9 protein-coding genes and 10 tRNA genes are annotated in these 15,961 nt (G+C 44.9%); 17 read left to right on the forward strand and 2 right to left on the reverse strand.

What is annotated here, in order from left to right; genetic code table 11:
• From WH46_RS05410 to glmS, 17 genes are all read left to right on the forward strand, one after another.
• Positions 1-72: transfer RNA gene (locus WH46_RS05410), tRNA-Thr, on the forward strand.
• Between the two features lie 11 nt (positions 73-83).
• A tRNA-Glu gene (locus WH46_RS05415) sits at positions 84-155 on the forward strand.
• Between the two features lie 9 nt (positions 156-164).
• Positions 165-240, forward strand: a tRNA-Val gene (locus tag WH46_RS05420).
• Positions 241-258: 18 nt separating this feature from the next.
• Positions 259-333, forward strand: a tRNA-Gln gene (locus WH46_RS05425).
• 5 nt (positions 334-338) lie between these two features.
• Positions 339-414, forward strand: a tRNA-Lys gene (locus tag WH46_RS05430).
• A gap of 15 nt (positions 415-429) precedes the next feature.
• Positions 430-511, forward strand: a tRNA-Leu gene (locus WH46_RS05435).
• A gap of 11 nt (positions 512-522) precedes the next feature.
• Positions 523-597: transfer RNA gene (locus WH46_RS05440), tRNA-Gly, on the forward strand.
• 4 nt (positions 598-601) lie between these two features.
• Positions 602-678: transfer RNA gene (locus tag WH46_RS05445), tRNA-Arg, on the forward strand.
• A 20-nt stretch (positions 679-698) separates the two neighbouring features.
• Positions 699-772: transfer RNA gene (locus WH46_RS05450), tRNA-Pro, on the forward strand.
• 5 nt (positions 773-777) lie between these two features.
• Positions 778-851 (forward strand) — tRNA-Gly (locus WH46_RS05455).
• 538 nt (positions 852-1,389) lie between these two features.
• Entirely contained in the window at positions 1,390-4,185 is a 2,796-nt protein-coding gene (ppc, locus tag WH46_RS05460) for a phosphoenolpyruvate carboxylase (RefSeq protein WP_017814205.1), read from the forward strand.
• Between the two features lie 531 nt (positions 4,186-4,716).
• On the forward strand, positions 4,717-5,286 hold the full coding sequence (gene sigW, locus WH46_RS05465) for an RNA polymerase sigma factor SigW (RefSeq protein WP_046226028.1): 570 nt from the start codon (positions 4,717-4,719) through the stop codon (positions 5,284-5,286).
• Between the two features lie 576 nt (positions 5,287-5,862).
• The gene (locus WH46_RS05470) at positions 5,863-6,477 is read left to right on the forward strand and encodes a zf-HC2 domain-containing protein (RefSeq protein ID WP_046226029.1); all 615 of its coding nucleotides are present in this window, start codon (positions 5,863-5,865) and stop codon (positions 6,475-6,477) included.
• Between the two features lie 372 nt (positions 6,478-6,849).
• A complete protein-coding gene (cdaA, locus tag WH46_RS05475; RefSeq protein ID WP_017814208.1) occupies positions 6,850-7,692 on the forward strand; it encodes a diadenylate cyclase CdaA in 843 nt (280 codons plus the stop codon).
• Positions 7,673-9,274, forward strand: a complete 1,602-nt coding sequence (locus WH46_RS05480; protein WP_052714128.1) for a CdaR family protein — start codon at positions 7,673-7,675, stop codon at positions 9,272-9,274. Before cdaA ends, WH46_RS05480 begins: the two co-directional genes overlap by 20 nt.
• A 177-nt stretch (positions 9,275-9,451) precedes the next feature.
• Positions 9,452-10,792 carry a phosphoglucosamine mutase gene (gene glmM / locus WH46_RS05485; protein ID WP_017814210.1) on the forward strand — a complete coding sequence of 447 codons (1,341 nt, stop codon included), beginning with the start codon at positions 9,452-9,454 and terminating at the stop codon, positions 10,790-10,792.
• An 870-nt stretch (positions 10,793-11,662) separates the two neighbouring features.
• The gene (gene glmS, locus WH46_RS05490; protein ID WP_017814211.1) at positions 11,663-13,495 is read left to right on the forward strand and encodes a glutamine--fructose-6-phosphate transaminase (isomerizing); all 1,833 of its coding nucleotides are present in this window, start codon (positions 11,663-11,665) and stop codon (positions 13,493-13,495) included.
• 277 nt (positions 13,496-13,772) lie between these two features.
• On the opposite strand, the gene WH46_RS05495 is transcribed toward glmS, so the two are convergent.
• Positions 13,773-14,468, reverse strand: a complete 696-nt coding sequence (locus tag WH46_RS05495) for a response regulator transcription factor (protein WP_017814212.1) — start codon at positions 14,466-14,468, stop codon at positions 13,773-13,775.
• A 2-nt stretch (positions 14,469-14,470) separates the two neighbouring features.
• Complete coding sequence (locus WH46_RS05500; RefSeq protein WP_046226030.1) at positions 14,471-15,931, reverse strand: sensor histidine kinase; 1,461 nt, start codon at positions 15,929-15,931, stop codon at positions 14,471-14,473.
• Between the last annotated feature and the right edge of the window lie 30 nt (positions 15,932-15,961).

Below are 15,961 nucleotides of genomic sequence, written 5' to 3' on the forward strand. Positions count from 1 at the left end.
CTCTCATAGCTCAGTAGGTAGAGTGCATCCATGGTAAGGATGAGGTCACCGGTTCGAATCCGGTTGAGAGCTTACTTTAGTAAGGCCCGTTGGTCAAGGGGTTAAGACACCTCCCTTTCACGGAGGTAACAGGGGTTCGAATCCCCTACGGGTCATATAGGTATGGAGACTTAGCTCAGCTGGGAGAGCATCTGCCTTACAAGCAGAGGGTCGGGGGTTCGATCCCCTCAGTCTCCACCATAGAATATTCTTGATTGTTGGGGATTAGCCAAGCGGTAAGGCAACGGACTTTGACTCCGTCATGCATAGGTTCAAATCCTATATCCCCAGCCATTTGAGAGCCATTAGCTCAGTTGGTAGAGCACCTGACTTTTAATCAGGGTGTCGAAGGTTCGAGTCCTTCATGGCTCACCATTTTATTTTCATTATGCGCGTGTGGCGGAATTGGCAGACGCACTAGACTTAGGATCTAGCGTCTTACGACGTGGGGGTTCAAGTCCCTCCACGCGCATCCTTATTTTTGCGGACGTGGCTCAGCGGTAGAGCATCGCCTTGCCAAGGCGAGGGTCGCGGGTTCGATTCCCGTCGTCCGCTCCAATACGCGCCCTTAGCTCAGCTGGATAGAGCGTTTGACTACGAATCAAAAGGTCAGGAGTTCGAATCTCTTAGGGCGCGCCATTTTTTATTATAATGTATATCGGGATGTAGCTCAGCTTGGTAGAGCACCTGGTTTGGGACCAGGGGGTCGCATGTTCAAATCGTGTCATCCCGATTGATGCGGGTGTAGTTCAATGGTAGAACTTCAGCCTTCCAAGCTGATAGCGTGGGTTCGATTCCCATCACCCGCTCCAATATGTGAATGAAGACCGGTAACGGTCTTTTTTTGCTATATACAGATTTATAAAAAGAGGTAATAAAACAGAGGCTCTGCTTTAACATGTACTAATCTTATTATTTTCTCTATGAAAATAGTAAGGCTTTTAAAAGGATAAGAAGTAATGATACTTTGTCGAGAATGTAGAATGTAGAATGTAGAATGTAGAATGTAGAATGTAGAAGGTAGAAGGTAGAAGGTAGAAGGTAGAAGGTAGAAGGTAGAAGGTAGAAGGTAGAAGGTAGAAGGTAGAAGGGGTAGAAGGTAGAAGGTAGAAGGTAGAAGTGAAACGGAATATTTTATGTGAGACTTCATACAATAGGTATGGAAAAAGTGTAGTATAATATTTTTGCGCAATAACGCTGTGAAGCATTATGAATGAATGATAGAATGTTTGCATAATTAATCATATTACTCAAATTAATTAAAGTAATCATTCCGGCTTTGTTGTATGATGTTAAGAAGATGTGAACCTTTAAATAGAATGAACCACCGGGAACGATAGGAGGAAGAGCATGTCTGAGTTGACAGTCAATGTGAGTAAAAATCATTCTAATAATTTGCTTCGGCGTGATGTACGTTTTTTGGGCAATATCCTGGGAGAGGTACTCGTACACCAGGGGGGCCAGGAGCTGCTGGATATCGTCGAAAAAATTCGTGAGCTGAGCAAATCGTTACGGGCAGTTTCTTTGCCTGAGGTATTTGAAGAATTCAAAACGTTAATCAAGCATCTGGATTCGGACAACAGGCATCAGGTCATACGTGCTTTTGCGGTTTATTTTCAACTTGTCAATATTGCAGAGCAAAATCATCGTATTCGTCGTAAACGCGATTATGAACGTTCTGCTGGTGAAAATGTACAATCCGGAACGATGGAGAATGCAGTCCAGGAACTAAAAAACAATAACTTTACTGCTGAAGAAGTTGAAGCGATCTTTGCAGATCTTTCACTGGAACTGGTTATGACGGCTCATCCAACTGAAGCAATGCGCCGGGCTATTTTGGATATCCATAAGCGTATTTCTGAAGATGTTAAACTGCTGGATAATCCGACCCTCACTTTCCGTGAACGGGAACAACTGCGTGAGAAGCTGCTGAACGAGGTTATTACTCTCTGGCAAACAGACGAGCTGCGTGATCGCAAACCAACCGTACTAGATGAAGTACGTAACGGGATGTATTACTTCCACGAGACGCTGTTTGATGTACTACCTGAGTTGTATCAGGAGCTGGAGCGTTCGCTGTCCAAGCATTATCCTGAGCACGACTGGCATGTACCAGGCTTCCTTCGCTTTGGTTCTTGGATTGGTGGAGACCGCGATGGTAATCCATCCGTTACAGCAGAAGTGACTTGGAAGACTCTGCAGATGCAGCGGAAGCTGGCTATTCGTGAATACCAGCGTATCCTGCGTGAAATGATGCAATCATTGAGCTTTAGCACAACGATTATTGATGTATCAGAAGAACTGTTATCTTCTATTCAAAAAGATCGTCTGCATGTCACTATCGATAAAATCTACAGTTGGAATAATGAAAATGAGCCTTATCGGATCAAGATCGCTTATATGCTGCGCAAGCTGAGCAATATTGGTGATGATTCCAAGCAGGGTACTACAGAGCGTTACAATGATGTATCTGAACTGCTGGAAGATCTGAAAGTGATTGATAAGAGCCTTCGTCATCATTATGCTGATTATGTAGCGGATACATATGTGAAAAAAATGATCCGCCAGGTCGAGCTGTTCGGGTTCCATACGGCTACACTGGATGTTCGCCAGCATAGCCAGGAACACGAGAACTCGCTCAAAGAAATTCTTGCTAACATGGAGATTGTGGAGGATTACTCCAAACTTCAGGAAGAGGAGAAGATTGAGCTGCTCGGCAAACTGCTAAGCGATCCAAGACCAATCACCTCACCTTATTTCAAATATAGCGAGAGTACCGAAGAATGTCTGGCCGTCTATCGTACGATCCATAAGGCGCAGCAGGAGTTTGGTACTAACTGTATCTCCAGCTACCTGATCAGTATGACACAGGGAGCCAGTGATATTCTGGAAGTCATGGTATTCGCCAAAGAGATGGGATTGTTCCGTCAATTAGCTGATGGCAGTGTACAATGTACATTACAAGCAGTTCCGTTGTTCGAGACGATTGACGATCTACACGAAGCACCACGGATCATGCGTCAGGTACTTGATTTGCCTGCTTATCGTAAAGCGGTCGCTGCGATGAATGATCTGCATGAGATTATGCTTGGTTACTCGGACAGCAACAAAGACGGCGGCGTGGTTACGGCGAACTGGGAATTGCGTCTTGCCCTTAACAACATTACGGCGATGGGCCAGGAATACGGCATCAAGCTGAAATTTTTCCATGGTCGTGGTGGAGCACTCGGTCGCGGAGGTATGTCGCTGGATCGCAGTATTCTCGCACAACCGCCTCATACAATTGGCGGCGGGATCAAGATTACCGAGCAGGGTGAAGTATTATCTTCCCGTTATTCTCTGCAAGGAATTGCCTATCGAAGTCTGGAGCAGGCTATCTCCGCGCTGATTCGTTCGGCTACTATTGCCAAGACCGGAGCACCTGCAGGCGAAGGAAATGAAGAGTGGGAAGAAATTATCCGTGGTATTTCGGAAGTATCGCTGGATAAATATCAGCAGCTGATTTTCCGTGATCCGGACTTTATGAGTTTCTTCAAGCAATCGACACCTTTGCCGGAAGTAGGCGAGCTGAATATCGGTTCTCGTCCTTCCAAACGTAAAAACAGTGATCGATTTGAGGATTTGCGGGCGATTCCGTGGGTATTTGCATGGACACAGAGTCGTTATCTGCTGCCAGCATGGTATGCTGCCGGTACGGGACTACAACATTTTTATCAGAATCAGCCAGAAAACATGGCTGTTCTGCAAAGAATGTACAAAGAATTCCCGTTCTTTACCACACTGATTGATACGCTACAGATGGCTATTGCCAAAGCGGATCTGACTATTGCCAGGGAATATGCAGGAATGTGTCAGGACGACGACTCTCGTACACGCATCTTTGGATTAATCGAATCCGAGTTTAACCTCACTCGTGATCTGGTACTGCAAATTACCGGACAGCAGGATATTTTGGATAATGTTCCTGTTATTCAGGAGTCGGTACGTCTTCGTAACCCGTATGTAGATCCTCTGAGCTATTTGCAGGTTCAACTGCTCAGTGAACTGCGCCAGATTCGTGAAGAAGGCGCAGATGATCCTGAATTGCTGCGTGAAGTATTGTTGACGATCAACGGTATTGCAGCAGGGTTGAGAAATACGGGCTGATATCACTAGTATTTGTTTAGAAGCCGAGTAGACTATCCGGATAGCAGATAGCAGATAGCAGATAGCAGATAGCAGATAGCAGATAGCGGATAGCAGATAGCAGATAGCCAAACAGAATTGATTTGGTTTAAGTTAATGGCTATCATCATGAATCTCTCAAATTATAAAAATAGTATGATAAATATCTCCATATAGACTGTATACATCTCTGGCTGTATCGCGACCGGAGAAGGGATACAATTCAAAAGGCTGACATTATTGTTTGGAAATAATGTCAGCCTTTTATTATGGAAAAAAATTAGTACGCACAGAAGATCATTAGCATAGAGAAGATCATTATGGAAAAAGATTAAACGGATTTGTAGAAGATTTGCGGATGTTTATTTTACTATTTCCCAAGAAATAAAAGAAGTTTGAAAGAAACAGACGATTAAGATTGCAATTTAAGGTATCATCCAGTACGATTTTAATTGGATTGTAAACTGGTTTTACAGAATACTATACATACCGGGAACTGAGTCTGGGGGAGTGATGGTGGATAATCTGGATACGAGATTAGTCAAATTGGCGCTAAAAGGTGATCAGCGTGCATTTGCCGAAATCGTTGATTTATACAAAGACAAGATATTTCATTTGGGTTACCGTATGCTGAGTAATCGTCATGAAGCGGAAGATGTGGTACAAGAGACATTTTTGCGAGTCTACAAGAGTCTTGATCGTTATGATCCAAAGCAAAAATTCTCGACCTGGATTTACCGGATTGCTACCAATCTGTGTATTGACCGGCTGCGTAAGCGCAAACCGAGCTTTTCACTGGATGCGGAATTGAATGACCAGGATAGTACAGACGGCTATGCCCTGATCCCGGGCGATGAGCGTACACCGGAGAGTGAATACCTGCTTACAGAGACACAGCAGCTGATTCATCAGGCAATCGATTCTTTGCCGGATAAATATAAAACGGTCATGATTCTGCGTTATCTGCAGGAATTGTCTCTGCAGGAAATCAGTGACGTTATGGATATGCCGGTAACGACAATCAAAACGCGTGTCCATCGTGGCCGGGAATTTCTTCGCAAAAAATTGGAATCCAAGCTGTAAAATTAAAAGTGCAATAAAAATGCTAAGCTGGATTTCAAGTCGAGATGAGTATAAAAGCAGGAAAATGGGCAGTATTGCATACATCGTGTAAAACAGGATGATGGACTATTTAAATCAATAGCAGGACCTCTCCAAATGTTCTTACATTTTTTATGATGTTTGTATGCAATAAGGCGTGTATAATGATTTATCAGTGTAACTGTTGGATCATCTTCGATAGGAATATCTTGTGATTCTTTCATCAACTGCTATAGAATGGATCTGGAGTCCGGGTACCGGCAGCAGCCGGTATTTTGGACTGTTTGCATGCCTGAATAGCATAAAATGATAAGGTGAGATTGTTTATAAGGCGATCGACTGAGTTTATGATTTGCACAGATTAGTGAGGATGTTCTATTTGCCTGGTATCAAGAAGTCCCATTATTTTTAAAAATTGTTATGAAAATCAAAAAAAGCTTCAGGTTTATGAAACGGTTTGAAACCTGCAGCGTATTTAACAGAGTAATCGCAGTTCCAGACATGGTCCGGCTGTGATATGATGCTGGAATAATTATATACAAGAAAGGAATGGCTCATATGGATTGCAAACTGGCCGTCTCATTTATACATGAGTACCTGGACGGCGACTTACCTGATGAACAGGCAAATGAGCTCAAGCAGCATATGGCTGAGTGCTCAGAGTGCCGTGCAGTTTTTAAAGAATTGGAGCAGACTGAATTGCTTCTGTTTGCCGTCAATCACCGCAAGCCGCCAGTATCTGATGAGCTCACCGAACGGATTATGCAGGCTCTTCCCAAAAAGAAACAGCCTCCTGCCTGGACGACCTGGTTAAAGAGACATCCGGCGCTAACGGCAGCAGCAGCATTTTTCGTGATTCTGCTCGGTACACTTCCATTCTGGAATGAAGGTCCTGAAATGATCGTCAAAGGGCAGAATCTGGATCAGGTTGTGATTGAAGGAAATACGGTGATTGTACCGGAAGGCAAGACGATTGCCGGTAATTTAACGATAGAAAAAGGACAAGCCAAGATTTATGGCGATGTGGAAGGCGATGTAACAGTTATCGACGGCAGCATATTCCAAGCAAGTACAGCCCATATCTCCGGACAGGTTCAAACGGTAGATCAAGCAGTAGGCTGGCTTTGGTACAAAATTTCAACTGCATTCTCGGAAGTCGCCTCTACTAATTAAATGACTTTTTGTAAGGCGCCTCTTATTCAGAAGGCGTCTTTTTTGCATGTTCACGGATAAAACGTGTAAAATAAGGCAGTGGACTTCGATCAACATAAATAGCAGTCTGCAGCAGTCAGATGAAAAGTTATAGGTATTTTGTGAAAAAAGGTAGTAAATTTAAGGGCAGGTTAGGGTAATATTATATATTATACTGCTAATAAGTACGGGAATGGTGTGAGTGTTCATAGTACGCGTAGTCCTGGCCAATGGTGCAATATAGCATATACAGTACACTAACAGCCTGAAGCGAGTCTGTACGCATTAAAAGATACAGGCAGCGGATATGCCAGGTTAAGGGTCCACCAGATAGAACATAACGGGGGTTGCAGTATGGAGTATTTTGCGGACTTGACTTGGAAAGATTCCATTAAAGATATAATCGACATATTGATTGTAACGTACATCATTTATCAGCTTATTCTTCTGGTACGTGGTACCCGGGCAGTACAGCTGCTAAAGGGTATTCTCGTGCTTGTCGTCATCTGGGCGCTCAGCACCTGGTTTGACTTGTATACATTAAAATGGCTGATGAACCAGGCATTTACCTTTGGAGTACTGGCCGTGTTTATCATTTTCCAGCCGGAACTTCGCCGGGGGCTCGAGCAGCTGGGACGCGGTAAAATATTTGGACGCACGATAGCGGAAGACGAAGAAATTACCCGGATGATTAACGAGGTGATCAAGTCTGTCAATTATCTGTCCAGACGAAAAATTGGCGCATTGATCGTATTTGAACGGACTACAGGGTTGAATGAGTACACCGAGTCTGGCATCAAAATGCAATCTGTCGTCAGTTCGGAGCTTCTGATTAATATTTTCATACCGAATACACCGCTGCATGATGGCGCAGTGATTATACAGGGACAGCAGATTTCTGCAGCAGCCTGCTATCTTCCGCTGTCCGAGAATCCTTTTATCAGTAAAGAACTTGGAACACGTCATAGAGCAGCAATCGGCATCAGTGAGGTGGGCGATGCGCTGTCGCTGATTGTATCCGAGGAGACCGGACAGGTATCCCTTGCAATGAATGGACAGGTTATTCGTGATATTAATGAAGAATCTCTAATCTCCAAACTGCATGAAGCTCTCAAACCCAATGTAACCACCAAGGAGAAAAAGGGCCTGTTCTGGAAGCGAAAGGGGGATAACAAGGATGATGGACAAATGGATTAGTAATAACACGGTAGCTAAAGTGCTAGCATTGGTTGTAAGCATACTGCTGTGGATTATGGTCCATATGGATAACAATACTCTTCCTATGCAATCCTCAGCCTCTCAGGTCGGTACCAGTGTCATTAATGATGTGCAGGTGCAGCCATATGGATTTGATGAAGACAAATATGTATTGAAATCGATTGAGCCTTCGACGGTTAGTATTGAAGTCAGAGGTACGCGCCCGGATCTTTTGCCTTCGGACAGTTATAAGGCAAAGGTCGATCTGAGCCAGATCAAAGGAGCAGGAACGGTTAGTCTTCCGCTGATCACCGATACACCGGCTAGCGTACAATATGTCTCTTCTACACCCAGTGTGGTCAAAGTAACGATTGAAGAGAAGACTTCTAATGCTTTTGTTCCCGAGATTATCACGCAAGGGGAGCCTGCTGCAGGTTATCAGAAGGGTACACCGGTTATTACGGATGGAACAGACAAGGTTAGTGTTACACTGCCGCAGAGCCGCCTTGAGGACGTGCAGAAGGTGCAGGGTGTAATCAGTGTTGCAGAGGCAACCGACACCGTATCCAAAACAGTAGCGCTGGCTGTCTACGATAAGGCAGGAAATGTAATGAAGGATGCTGTTATTTCTCCTTCTTCTGTCAAGGCAGAAGTACCGATTGGAGCAGCCACCCGAACGCTGCCGCTCAATCTTAGTTATACCGGTCAGCTGCCGAATAGCTTGGTGCTGGCTGGGACAGAAGTGAGTGCAGATCAGATTACCGTATATGGCTCCGAGTCTGCACTCGCTGCACTCGGTGATTCGATTACCGCTTCTGTGGATCTAAGCTCTATCGAACAGGCAGGAACGGTAACATTGACTGCCAAGCTGGATCTTCCGAAGGGAACTGAACGTATCTCGCCTTCTTCCGTACAAGTGAAGATCACTACAGAAGAATTCTCCGAACGGGTCATCCAGAATGTACCGATTGGTCTGGTAGGAACAGGTTCAAATCTGGAAGCAGTAATTACGAAACCGCAGAGCAAGCAGGTCAGTCTGAATATCAAGGGCTCCCCAGAAGCACTTCAGGCTGTGAAGCCCGAAGATATTAAAGCAACAGCTAATCTAAATGGCCGTGGCCCGGGTACCTACACGATTCCGGTGCAGATTGTACTGCCGGAAACGGTCAGTCTGACCGATCCGGGAATCAAGCTGAATGTAACGGTAACTATTACAGAGAGTGCCAACAGTTCAGGAGCAGGCAATGGTACTGGAGACAATGGACAAAGTAATGGGGCTGGTACTACAGAAGAGGGGGAGGCTGAGTCAGGTGCAGGAACAGGTACTGCTGTACCTGACTCCTCCAACCCGGAAGAACAGCCTGGCACAAACTCTGGTACAGGTAATGAACAGCAACCGGACACACCTCCAGCAGAAGGAGAACAGCCGGAGGCGGGGACTCCACCTGTATCCAGTAATGAACCGACAACACCGGCTACTCCATCTACAGAAGAGAATACCGAGCAAAAGCAGGGTGCTGTAAGCAAGAATGGCGAGACGACAACAAGCGCCAAAGCGGTTTTTTCCACAACTTATCATTAATTGGGTATAAATGATCCGAATAGCTATTGACAGTAAGGTAGGGAAGACGTATAAAGAAATGGTTGTCTGATGCAGTCCGGTCGGCGATAAAGATAGCAGAGTCGCCGCTGCCGGGCTGCTTTTAGACTGTCCAAACAACAATTTAATTTATTATTAATATCATAAGGGAGCACAACTATGGGTAAATATTTCGGAACAGACGGTGTACGTGGTGTAGCAAACAAGGAATTAACAGCAGAAATGGCGTATCAGATTGGCCGCTGTGGAGGTTATGTACTAACACATGGCGCAGAGAAGCCAACAGTAGTGATCGGAATGGATACTCGTATCTCCGGTCTGATGCTGGAATCGGCGTTGATCGCCGGTATGCTGTCCATTGGCGCTCATATTATTCGTCTGGGTGTAGTAAGTACACCAGCGGTAGCGTACATTACCCGTTTGCTTAAAGCAGATGCAGGTGTGATGATCTCTGCTTCACATAATCCGGTAGAAGATAACGGCATCAAATTCTTTGGTGGCGACGGATTCAAGTTGTCCGATGAAACCGAATTGCAGATCGAAGCACTTATGGATGCAGAAGTTGACCAGCTGCCACGTCCGGTAGGAGCAGATCTGGGGACGATTGTTAACGATGATACATCCAAATACAAATATCTGGAGCATCTCAAGTCTACTCTTACACACTCTTTTGAAGGTGTGAAAATTGTAATGGATTGTGCCAACGGTGCAGCCTATGAACTGGCGCCTGCTTTCTTCAAGGAACTGGGTGCGGAAGTTATCGCTATTGGAGCAGAACCGAATGGTCTGAATATCAATGACCACTGTGGATCTACACATCCGGAAAAGTTGAAGGAAGAGGTTCTGCGTCATGGTGCACAGATCGGTCTGGCTTTTGACGGCGATGCGGATCGTCTGATTGCTATTGATGAAAAAGGTGAAGAAGTCGATGGCGATTATATCCTCTGTATCTGCGGCGATGCGATGAATCGCGCCGGCAAGCTGAAAGACAGCACTATCGTATCCACAGTTATGAGCAACATCGGCTTCTACAAAGCGACAGAAGCTCTGTCTCTGCGTACTGCACAGACAGCTGTAGGCGATCGTTATGTCATGGAAGAGATGAGACGTGGTGGTTATACCCTGGGTGGCGAACAGTCCGGTCATGTTATTTTCCTCGATTACATCACAACCGGAGATGGCATCCTGACTGCCGTTCAGCTGGTAGATACACTGGTAGGCTCCGGCAAGTCGCTCAGCGAACTGAAGTCCATGATGAACAAATATCCACAGGTGCTGGTGAACGTACGCGTCGAAAGCAAAGCTCGTTATGAAGGCAATACAGCCATCGCTGCTGCTGTCAAAGCGGTTGAAGATCAGCTGGGCAGCAATGGCCGTGTGTTAGTACGTCCATCCGGTACCGAGTCGCTGATTCGTGTAATGGCAGAAGGACCGGATAAAAATGAACTGGAGCAGTACGTTGCCCAGATCGTGGATGTCGTGAAAAAAGAACTGGTATAAATCTCATTTATCTGGTTATTCGTTTATTCAAAAGTGTGCAGAGTGTTGTGAAGACGATCGATTCGGCAGCTTGGTAATAACCGAAATGCAGCTTTTCAATAATATTTTTAATGATACAAGTAAAGTAAGAGACAGTAAGCCTGTTCACGCAGACTCGCTGTCTTTTTTACTTTGGGTATGTATAGTTTATTTAAATATGGTTGGTTGAGTGTTGAATATTAAACATGAAGTACAGCAGAAAGAACACGACGATAGAAAATGAAGAATTTAAATGGATATAATTGTAAAATGTTTTGAGTATAACGGTTAATTCTGCAAGTTGTCGTGTAAATGTAGGATATATGCAGCCAACCAGCCTATAATTATGGCTTTAATTCCATATGAAAAGCATTTGTTCTACTCATGACAATCATGTCACATTTTTATCATTGCCTTATCCGGGAAACATGCATATAATGAAAAAGTTGCTATTTGTAATATAACTGTAACATTGCAGAGCTTACAATAGCGCTACTTTAAAAAGGAAAGTGAGGATTGTGATGTTACCAAGCAAGACCAAGCGCCAGAGCTCGAAGAGACGGAGAAAGTAAATATCGAGCTGACGAGGTGAAGGTGTTCGAAACATTCGGCGGGGACCTTCCGGTGATGCATCAGGCCGCAAATTGGAATCCAAATGCAGAGAGTGATCTCTGCCACAAAGATCCATTCGATGCTAGCTTTATACTTATAAGAATGTGCATGTGACATGAATAGGAATACAGCATTATCAAGTGTGCATTCATTACGAATCTATAATTGCATAGTACTGATTTCTATTCCTCATGTACAACCAACGTCAATGGACGTACTATCGAACGGAGGAATATAAACATGTGTGGTATTGTTGGATATATTGGAGATAAAAATACGCAGGAAATTTTGGTAGACGGGCTTCGCAAACTGGAGTATCGCGGGTATGATTCCGCAGGTATCTCTGTATTTACAGACACTGGTCTGCAGGTTGTAAAAGCACAAGGTCGCATGGCTAACCTGGAATCCAAACTGGAGCAGCATCCACTGATCGGCAGAGCGGGTATCGGACACACGCGCTGGGCGACTCACGGTAAACCATCTGATGTAAACTCTCATCCACATACAGACGAGAAGCAAAAATTCTCTGTTGTACACAACGGCATTATCGAGAACTATCTGGAACTGAAAGATGAACTGATTCGTTCCGGAATCCACTTTGTATCCGAGACCGATACTGAAGTTATCGCGCATCTGGTTGCTCGTGAATACGAAGGTGATATCGTCAAAGCTGTACAAAAAGCAGTAACTTACATGCGCGGTGCATTTGCACTGGGCGTTCTGACAGAGCATGAGCCGGACAAACTGGTAGCTGTACGTCAAGCCAGCCCGCTCGTTATCGGCGTAGGAGAAGGCGAGAACTTTATCGGTTCCGATATCCCGGCTATTCTGAAATATACACGTAACGTATACATTCTGAATGATGGTGAAATGGCTGTTCTGACCAAGGATGCTGTTGAACTGATGTCGATTGAAGGTAACTTTATTTCTCGGGAAATGATCCATGTAGACTGGGATGCAGTAACCGCAGAAAAAGGCGGATTTGACCATTTCATGCTGAAAGAAATTCACGAGCAGCCAAAAGCGTATCGCGACACCATGCTGGGCCGTGTGAATGATGATGGTAAAGGCGTTCACTTCAGCGACCTGAAACTGACAGCCGAGCAAATTCGCAATATCCGTAATGTACAGATTATTGCATGTGGTACAGCGTATCATGCAGGTCTGGTAGGCCGTAACATTATCGAGAAGCTGGCTCATATTCCGGTTGAAACGGATGTGGCTTCCGAGTACCGTTATCGTTCTCCGATCATTAACAAAGATACACTCGTTATTGTGGTGAGCCAATCCGGTGAGACTGCGGATACACTGGCAGCACTGCGTGAGGCACAGGCCAATGGTGCACACGTTATTGCAATCACCAACGTGGTAGGCAGCTCGATCGCCCGTGATGCGGATGATGTCATTGCTACACTGGCAGGACCGGAAATTGCTGTAGCTTCTACCAAAGCGTACACTTCGCAGCTGATCGCATTCTATCTGTTCGGTCTGTATATGGCTGAGATTCGTGGCACACAGACAACCGAAGAGATTACACGTACACTCGCAGCGATGGATTCCCTGCCGGAACAGGTAGAAAAAGTGCTGGAAATGGCACCGGAAATCAAAGAGTACGCAGAGCATATCGCTCAGCACAAACACCTCTTCTTTATCGGACGCGGTGTGGATTATGCGGTTGTACAGGAAGGTTCTCTGAAACTGAAAGAGATCTCCTACATTCACTCTGAGGCTTATGCAGCAGGTGAACTGAAACACGGTACACTGGCTCTGATCGAAGACGGTATTCCTGTTATTGCCCTGGCAACACAGGAAGATGTAATCGAGAAAACAGTCAGCAACATCAAGGAAGTCAAAGCTCGTGGTGGCGAAGTAATGGTAGTCTCTTATGAAGAGAACCGTGAAGATCTGCTCAAATCGGTAGATACCGTGATGACGATTCCAAGAACGCTGCCAATCCTGAGTCCTGCACTGTCTGTTGTTGTACTGCAGCTGTTGGCTTACTACGCTTCCCTGGCGCTGGAGCATGATGTGGACAAACCACGTAACCTGGCGAAAAGCGTAACGGTTGAGTAGTAGTTTACGAGTTGAGTATATTAATAATATGCAAGGGATAATTAAGTGTAGCCCTGCATAGAATCATAAATAGAAAATGCACCCTTTCCCTCAACAGGCAGACCTTTTACAGGTAAGCGGTTGAGTCGGAATGGGTGCATTTTTATATGCATCATGGTAAAGGTGGATTCTCAAAATAAATATCTGTTTGAGAGCGAAATGTATAGGGATAGTGAATGTGTACTTTGAAGTGAAGAGTACATTTGAAAATGAAATTGGATAGGTAGCAGCAGAATACTTACGGTTGAAAGCGATAGCCAGCTCCCCATACTGTCTGAATGTAACGGGGATTACCCGGATCGTCTTCAATCTTCTCACGCAGTCGATTAATATGAACAGCTACGGTAGCATTGTCACCTACCGAATCAAAGCCCCAGATACGTTCATACAGGGTATCTTTGCTAAATACAATATTGGAATTGAGCACCAGAAAATGCAGCAGATCGAATTCCTTTTTCTTCAGTTCCAACTCGCGACCCTGAAGATAAGCGCGATGAGCATGGGTGTTGATCACAAAACTTCCCATCTCGATGGTGCCGCTTTGCTGGGCTGCGCCCATGCCTTTTTTGAGCCGGGCGTACTGTGCCAGATTGGATTTGACCCGGGCAATCAATTCATTGGGGGAAAAGGGTTTTACAATGTAATCATCAGCCCCCAGTCCCAGTCCACGAATCTTATCGATATCTTCCTGTTTGGCAGTTACCATCAGGATTGGAATATCGAGTTTCTCCCGCAGCTGCCGACAGACGGCAAATCCGTCCTGACCCGGCAGCATCAGATCAAGTAAAATCAGCTGAAATTGGCCGGATAATGCTCTTTCTGCACCGGTAATGCCATTGTCTGCGATCTCGACAGCAAACTGGTTGATCTCCAGATAATCCCGTTCAATCGCTGCGATGGCTTCGTCATCTTCGATAATTAATATTTTGTTCATTATCATTCCTCCTGCTGAAGCACTGGCAGAACAATCTCTATACAGAGACCGCCTGCTGGTGCGAGTCTGGCTTCAATATGACCACCCATGCGCTCTACAGCTTTGGCAGTGATAGCAAGTCCCAGTCCGCTGCCCTTATGGGGAAGATTGCGTGAAGGATCACTGCGATAAAAAGCATCAAATAACTTGCCAAGCGATTCCTCCGGTACACCGGGACCATTATCGGTCAATGTAATGACCAGCTGGTCTTGATGAAGCCAGGTGCTGATCCGAATCAGGCAGCGTTCCTTGTCTTTGTAATTCAGACTGTTCTCCAGAATATTTGTAAAAATACTATCCAGCTGTACCTGATCAGCCACAATTATAGCAGAATCATTAGAGATATCCATTTCGATATCAAGACCTCTTGTCCGGTATTCCTCAGCGGTCGCCCGGATCAAGGACAGTAGCTCCTGATTGACATCCAGCCTTTCGGGATCATAGGGATAGTCACCCATATCCAATTTGGAAAAAAGGAATATTTTGGATACCATGCGATCAATATCTTCCGCTTTGGTCTTAATCATCGAAATATACTTCTCACGGGATTCCGGTGTGCTGGCTACACCGTCCAGCAGTCCTTCAGAATAGGCACGGATCGAGGTCAGTGGAGAACGCAGGTCATGAGATATACTTGCGAGCAGCTCTTTGCGATTCTCTTCCTGCCTCTGGATTAGCTGCAGGGATTGCTTGAGCTGAACAGCCATATCGTTAAAATCTTTGCAGACCGCAGCAAATTCGTCATTATTCGGATAATGGATATGTGCATCGAGATTCCCATCACGAATCTCGTGAACCGCATGAACCAGATTGTCCAGCGGCTGCCGAATATGCCTGAACACAAAATGAGTTAGAAAACGGTTGGTGAAAATCACAGTAATGATCGTCCCCAGCCCCAGCATTATGAGGAAAATATTACTCAGAAAACTGTATAGTTCGTAATTGTTGTCTATCGAATTGTAGTGATCGAATTTGCTGAAAATGGAGACGGTATAATCATCTCCATCCACCTTAACAGACTGGGTATAAATACTTTCTTTTTCCAGGGAAAGACTGGATTCTCCATCCAGCGTCCAGATCATTTTCATTATTTTGTTATCGCGATCAATATCCAGCATACCAAAGTTATAGATCAGCTTCCGGGAAGAAGTAGAATAGATACTTAGTTTCATGGAGTTTTTGTTCAGATATTCGTTTAGTTTTTGAACTTTCTGGGAATCGGGATGGGGCTGTTCATGAATAAGTTCCTTGGTAACGTTCAGTAGTCTGCTAGGATCCGCATACGTACTGTTTTCGCTCTCATCAATACTTTTCCAGTATTGATCGGAGAGTAACTTGCCGGACAGAATAATAATGACAGAAATAAATACAGGTATTACAACCATAAGAATGTTAGAGATCACCAAGCGCTGTTTAATTGTCATACCTTTATCCTTTCTGTGATCATTATGGTA

Source organism: Paenibacillus dauci, assembly GCF_000971985.1.
Classification (GTDB): domain Bacteria; phylum Bacillota; class Bacilli; order Paenibacillales; family Paenibacillaceae; genus Saccharibacillus; species Saccharibacillus dauci.

Excerpts from the sequence above, each read along its gene's own strand:
- WH46_RS05500 (WP_046226030.1), bottom strand. The coding sequence starts at position 15,931 with ATGACAATTAAACAGCGCTTGGTGATCTCTAACATTCTTATGGTTGTA.
- glmS (WP_017814211.1), top strand. The coding sequence starts at position 11,663 with ATGTGTGGTATTGTTGGATATATTGGAGATAAAAATACGCAGGAAATT.
- cdaA (WP_017814208.1), top strand. The coding sequence starts at position 6,850 with ATGGAGTATTTTGCGGACTTGACTTGGAAAGATTCCATTAAAGATATA.
- WH46_RS05480 (WP_052714128.1), top strand. The coding sequence starts at position 7,673 with ATGATGGACAAATGGATTAGTAATAACACGGTAGCTAAAGTGCTAGCA.
- WH46_RS05470 (WP_046226029.1), top strand. The coding sequence starts at position 5,863 with ATGGATTGCAAACTGGCCGTCTCATTTATACATGAGTACCTGGACGGC.
- ppc (WP_017814205.1), top strand. The coding sequence starts at position 1,390 with ATGTCTGAGTTGACAGTCAATGTGAGTAAAAATCATTCTAATAATTTG.
- sigW (WP_046226028.1), top strand. The coding sequence starts at position 4,717 with ATGGTGGATAATCTGGATACGAGATTAGTCAAATTGGCGCTAAAAGGT.
- glmM (WP_017814210.1), top strand. The coding sequence starts at position 9,452 with ATGGGTAAATATTTCGGAACAGACGGTGTACGTGGTGTAGCAAACAAG.
- WH46_RS05495 (WP_017814212.1), bottom strand. The coding sequence starts at position 14,468 with ATGAACAAAATATTAATTATCGAAGATGACGAAGCCATCGCAGCGATT.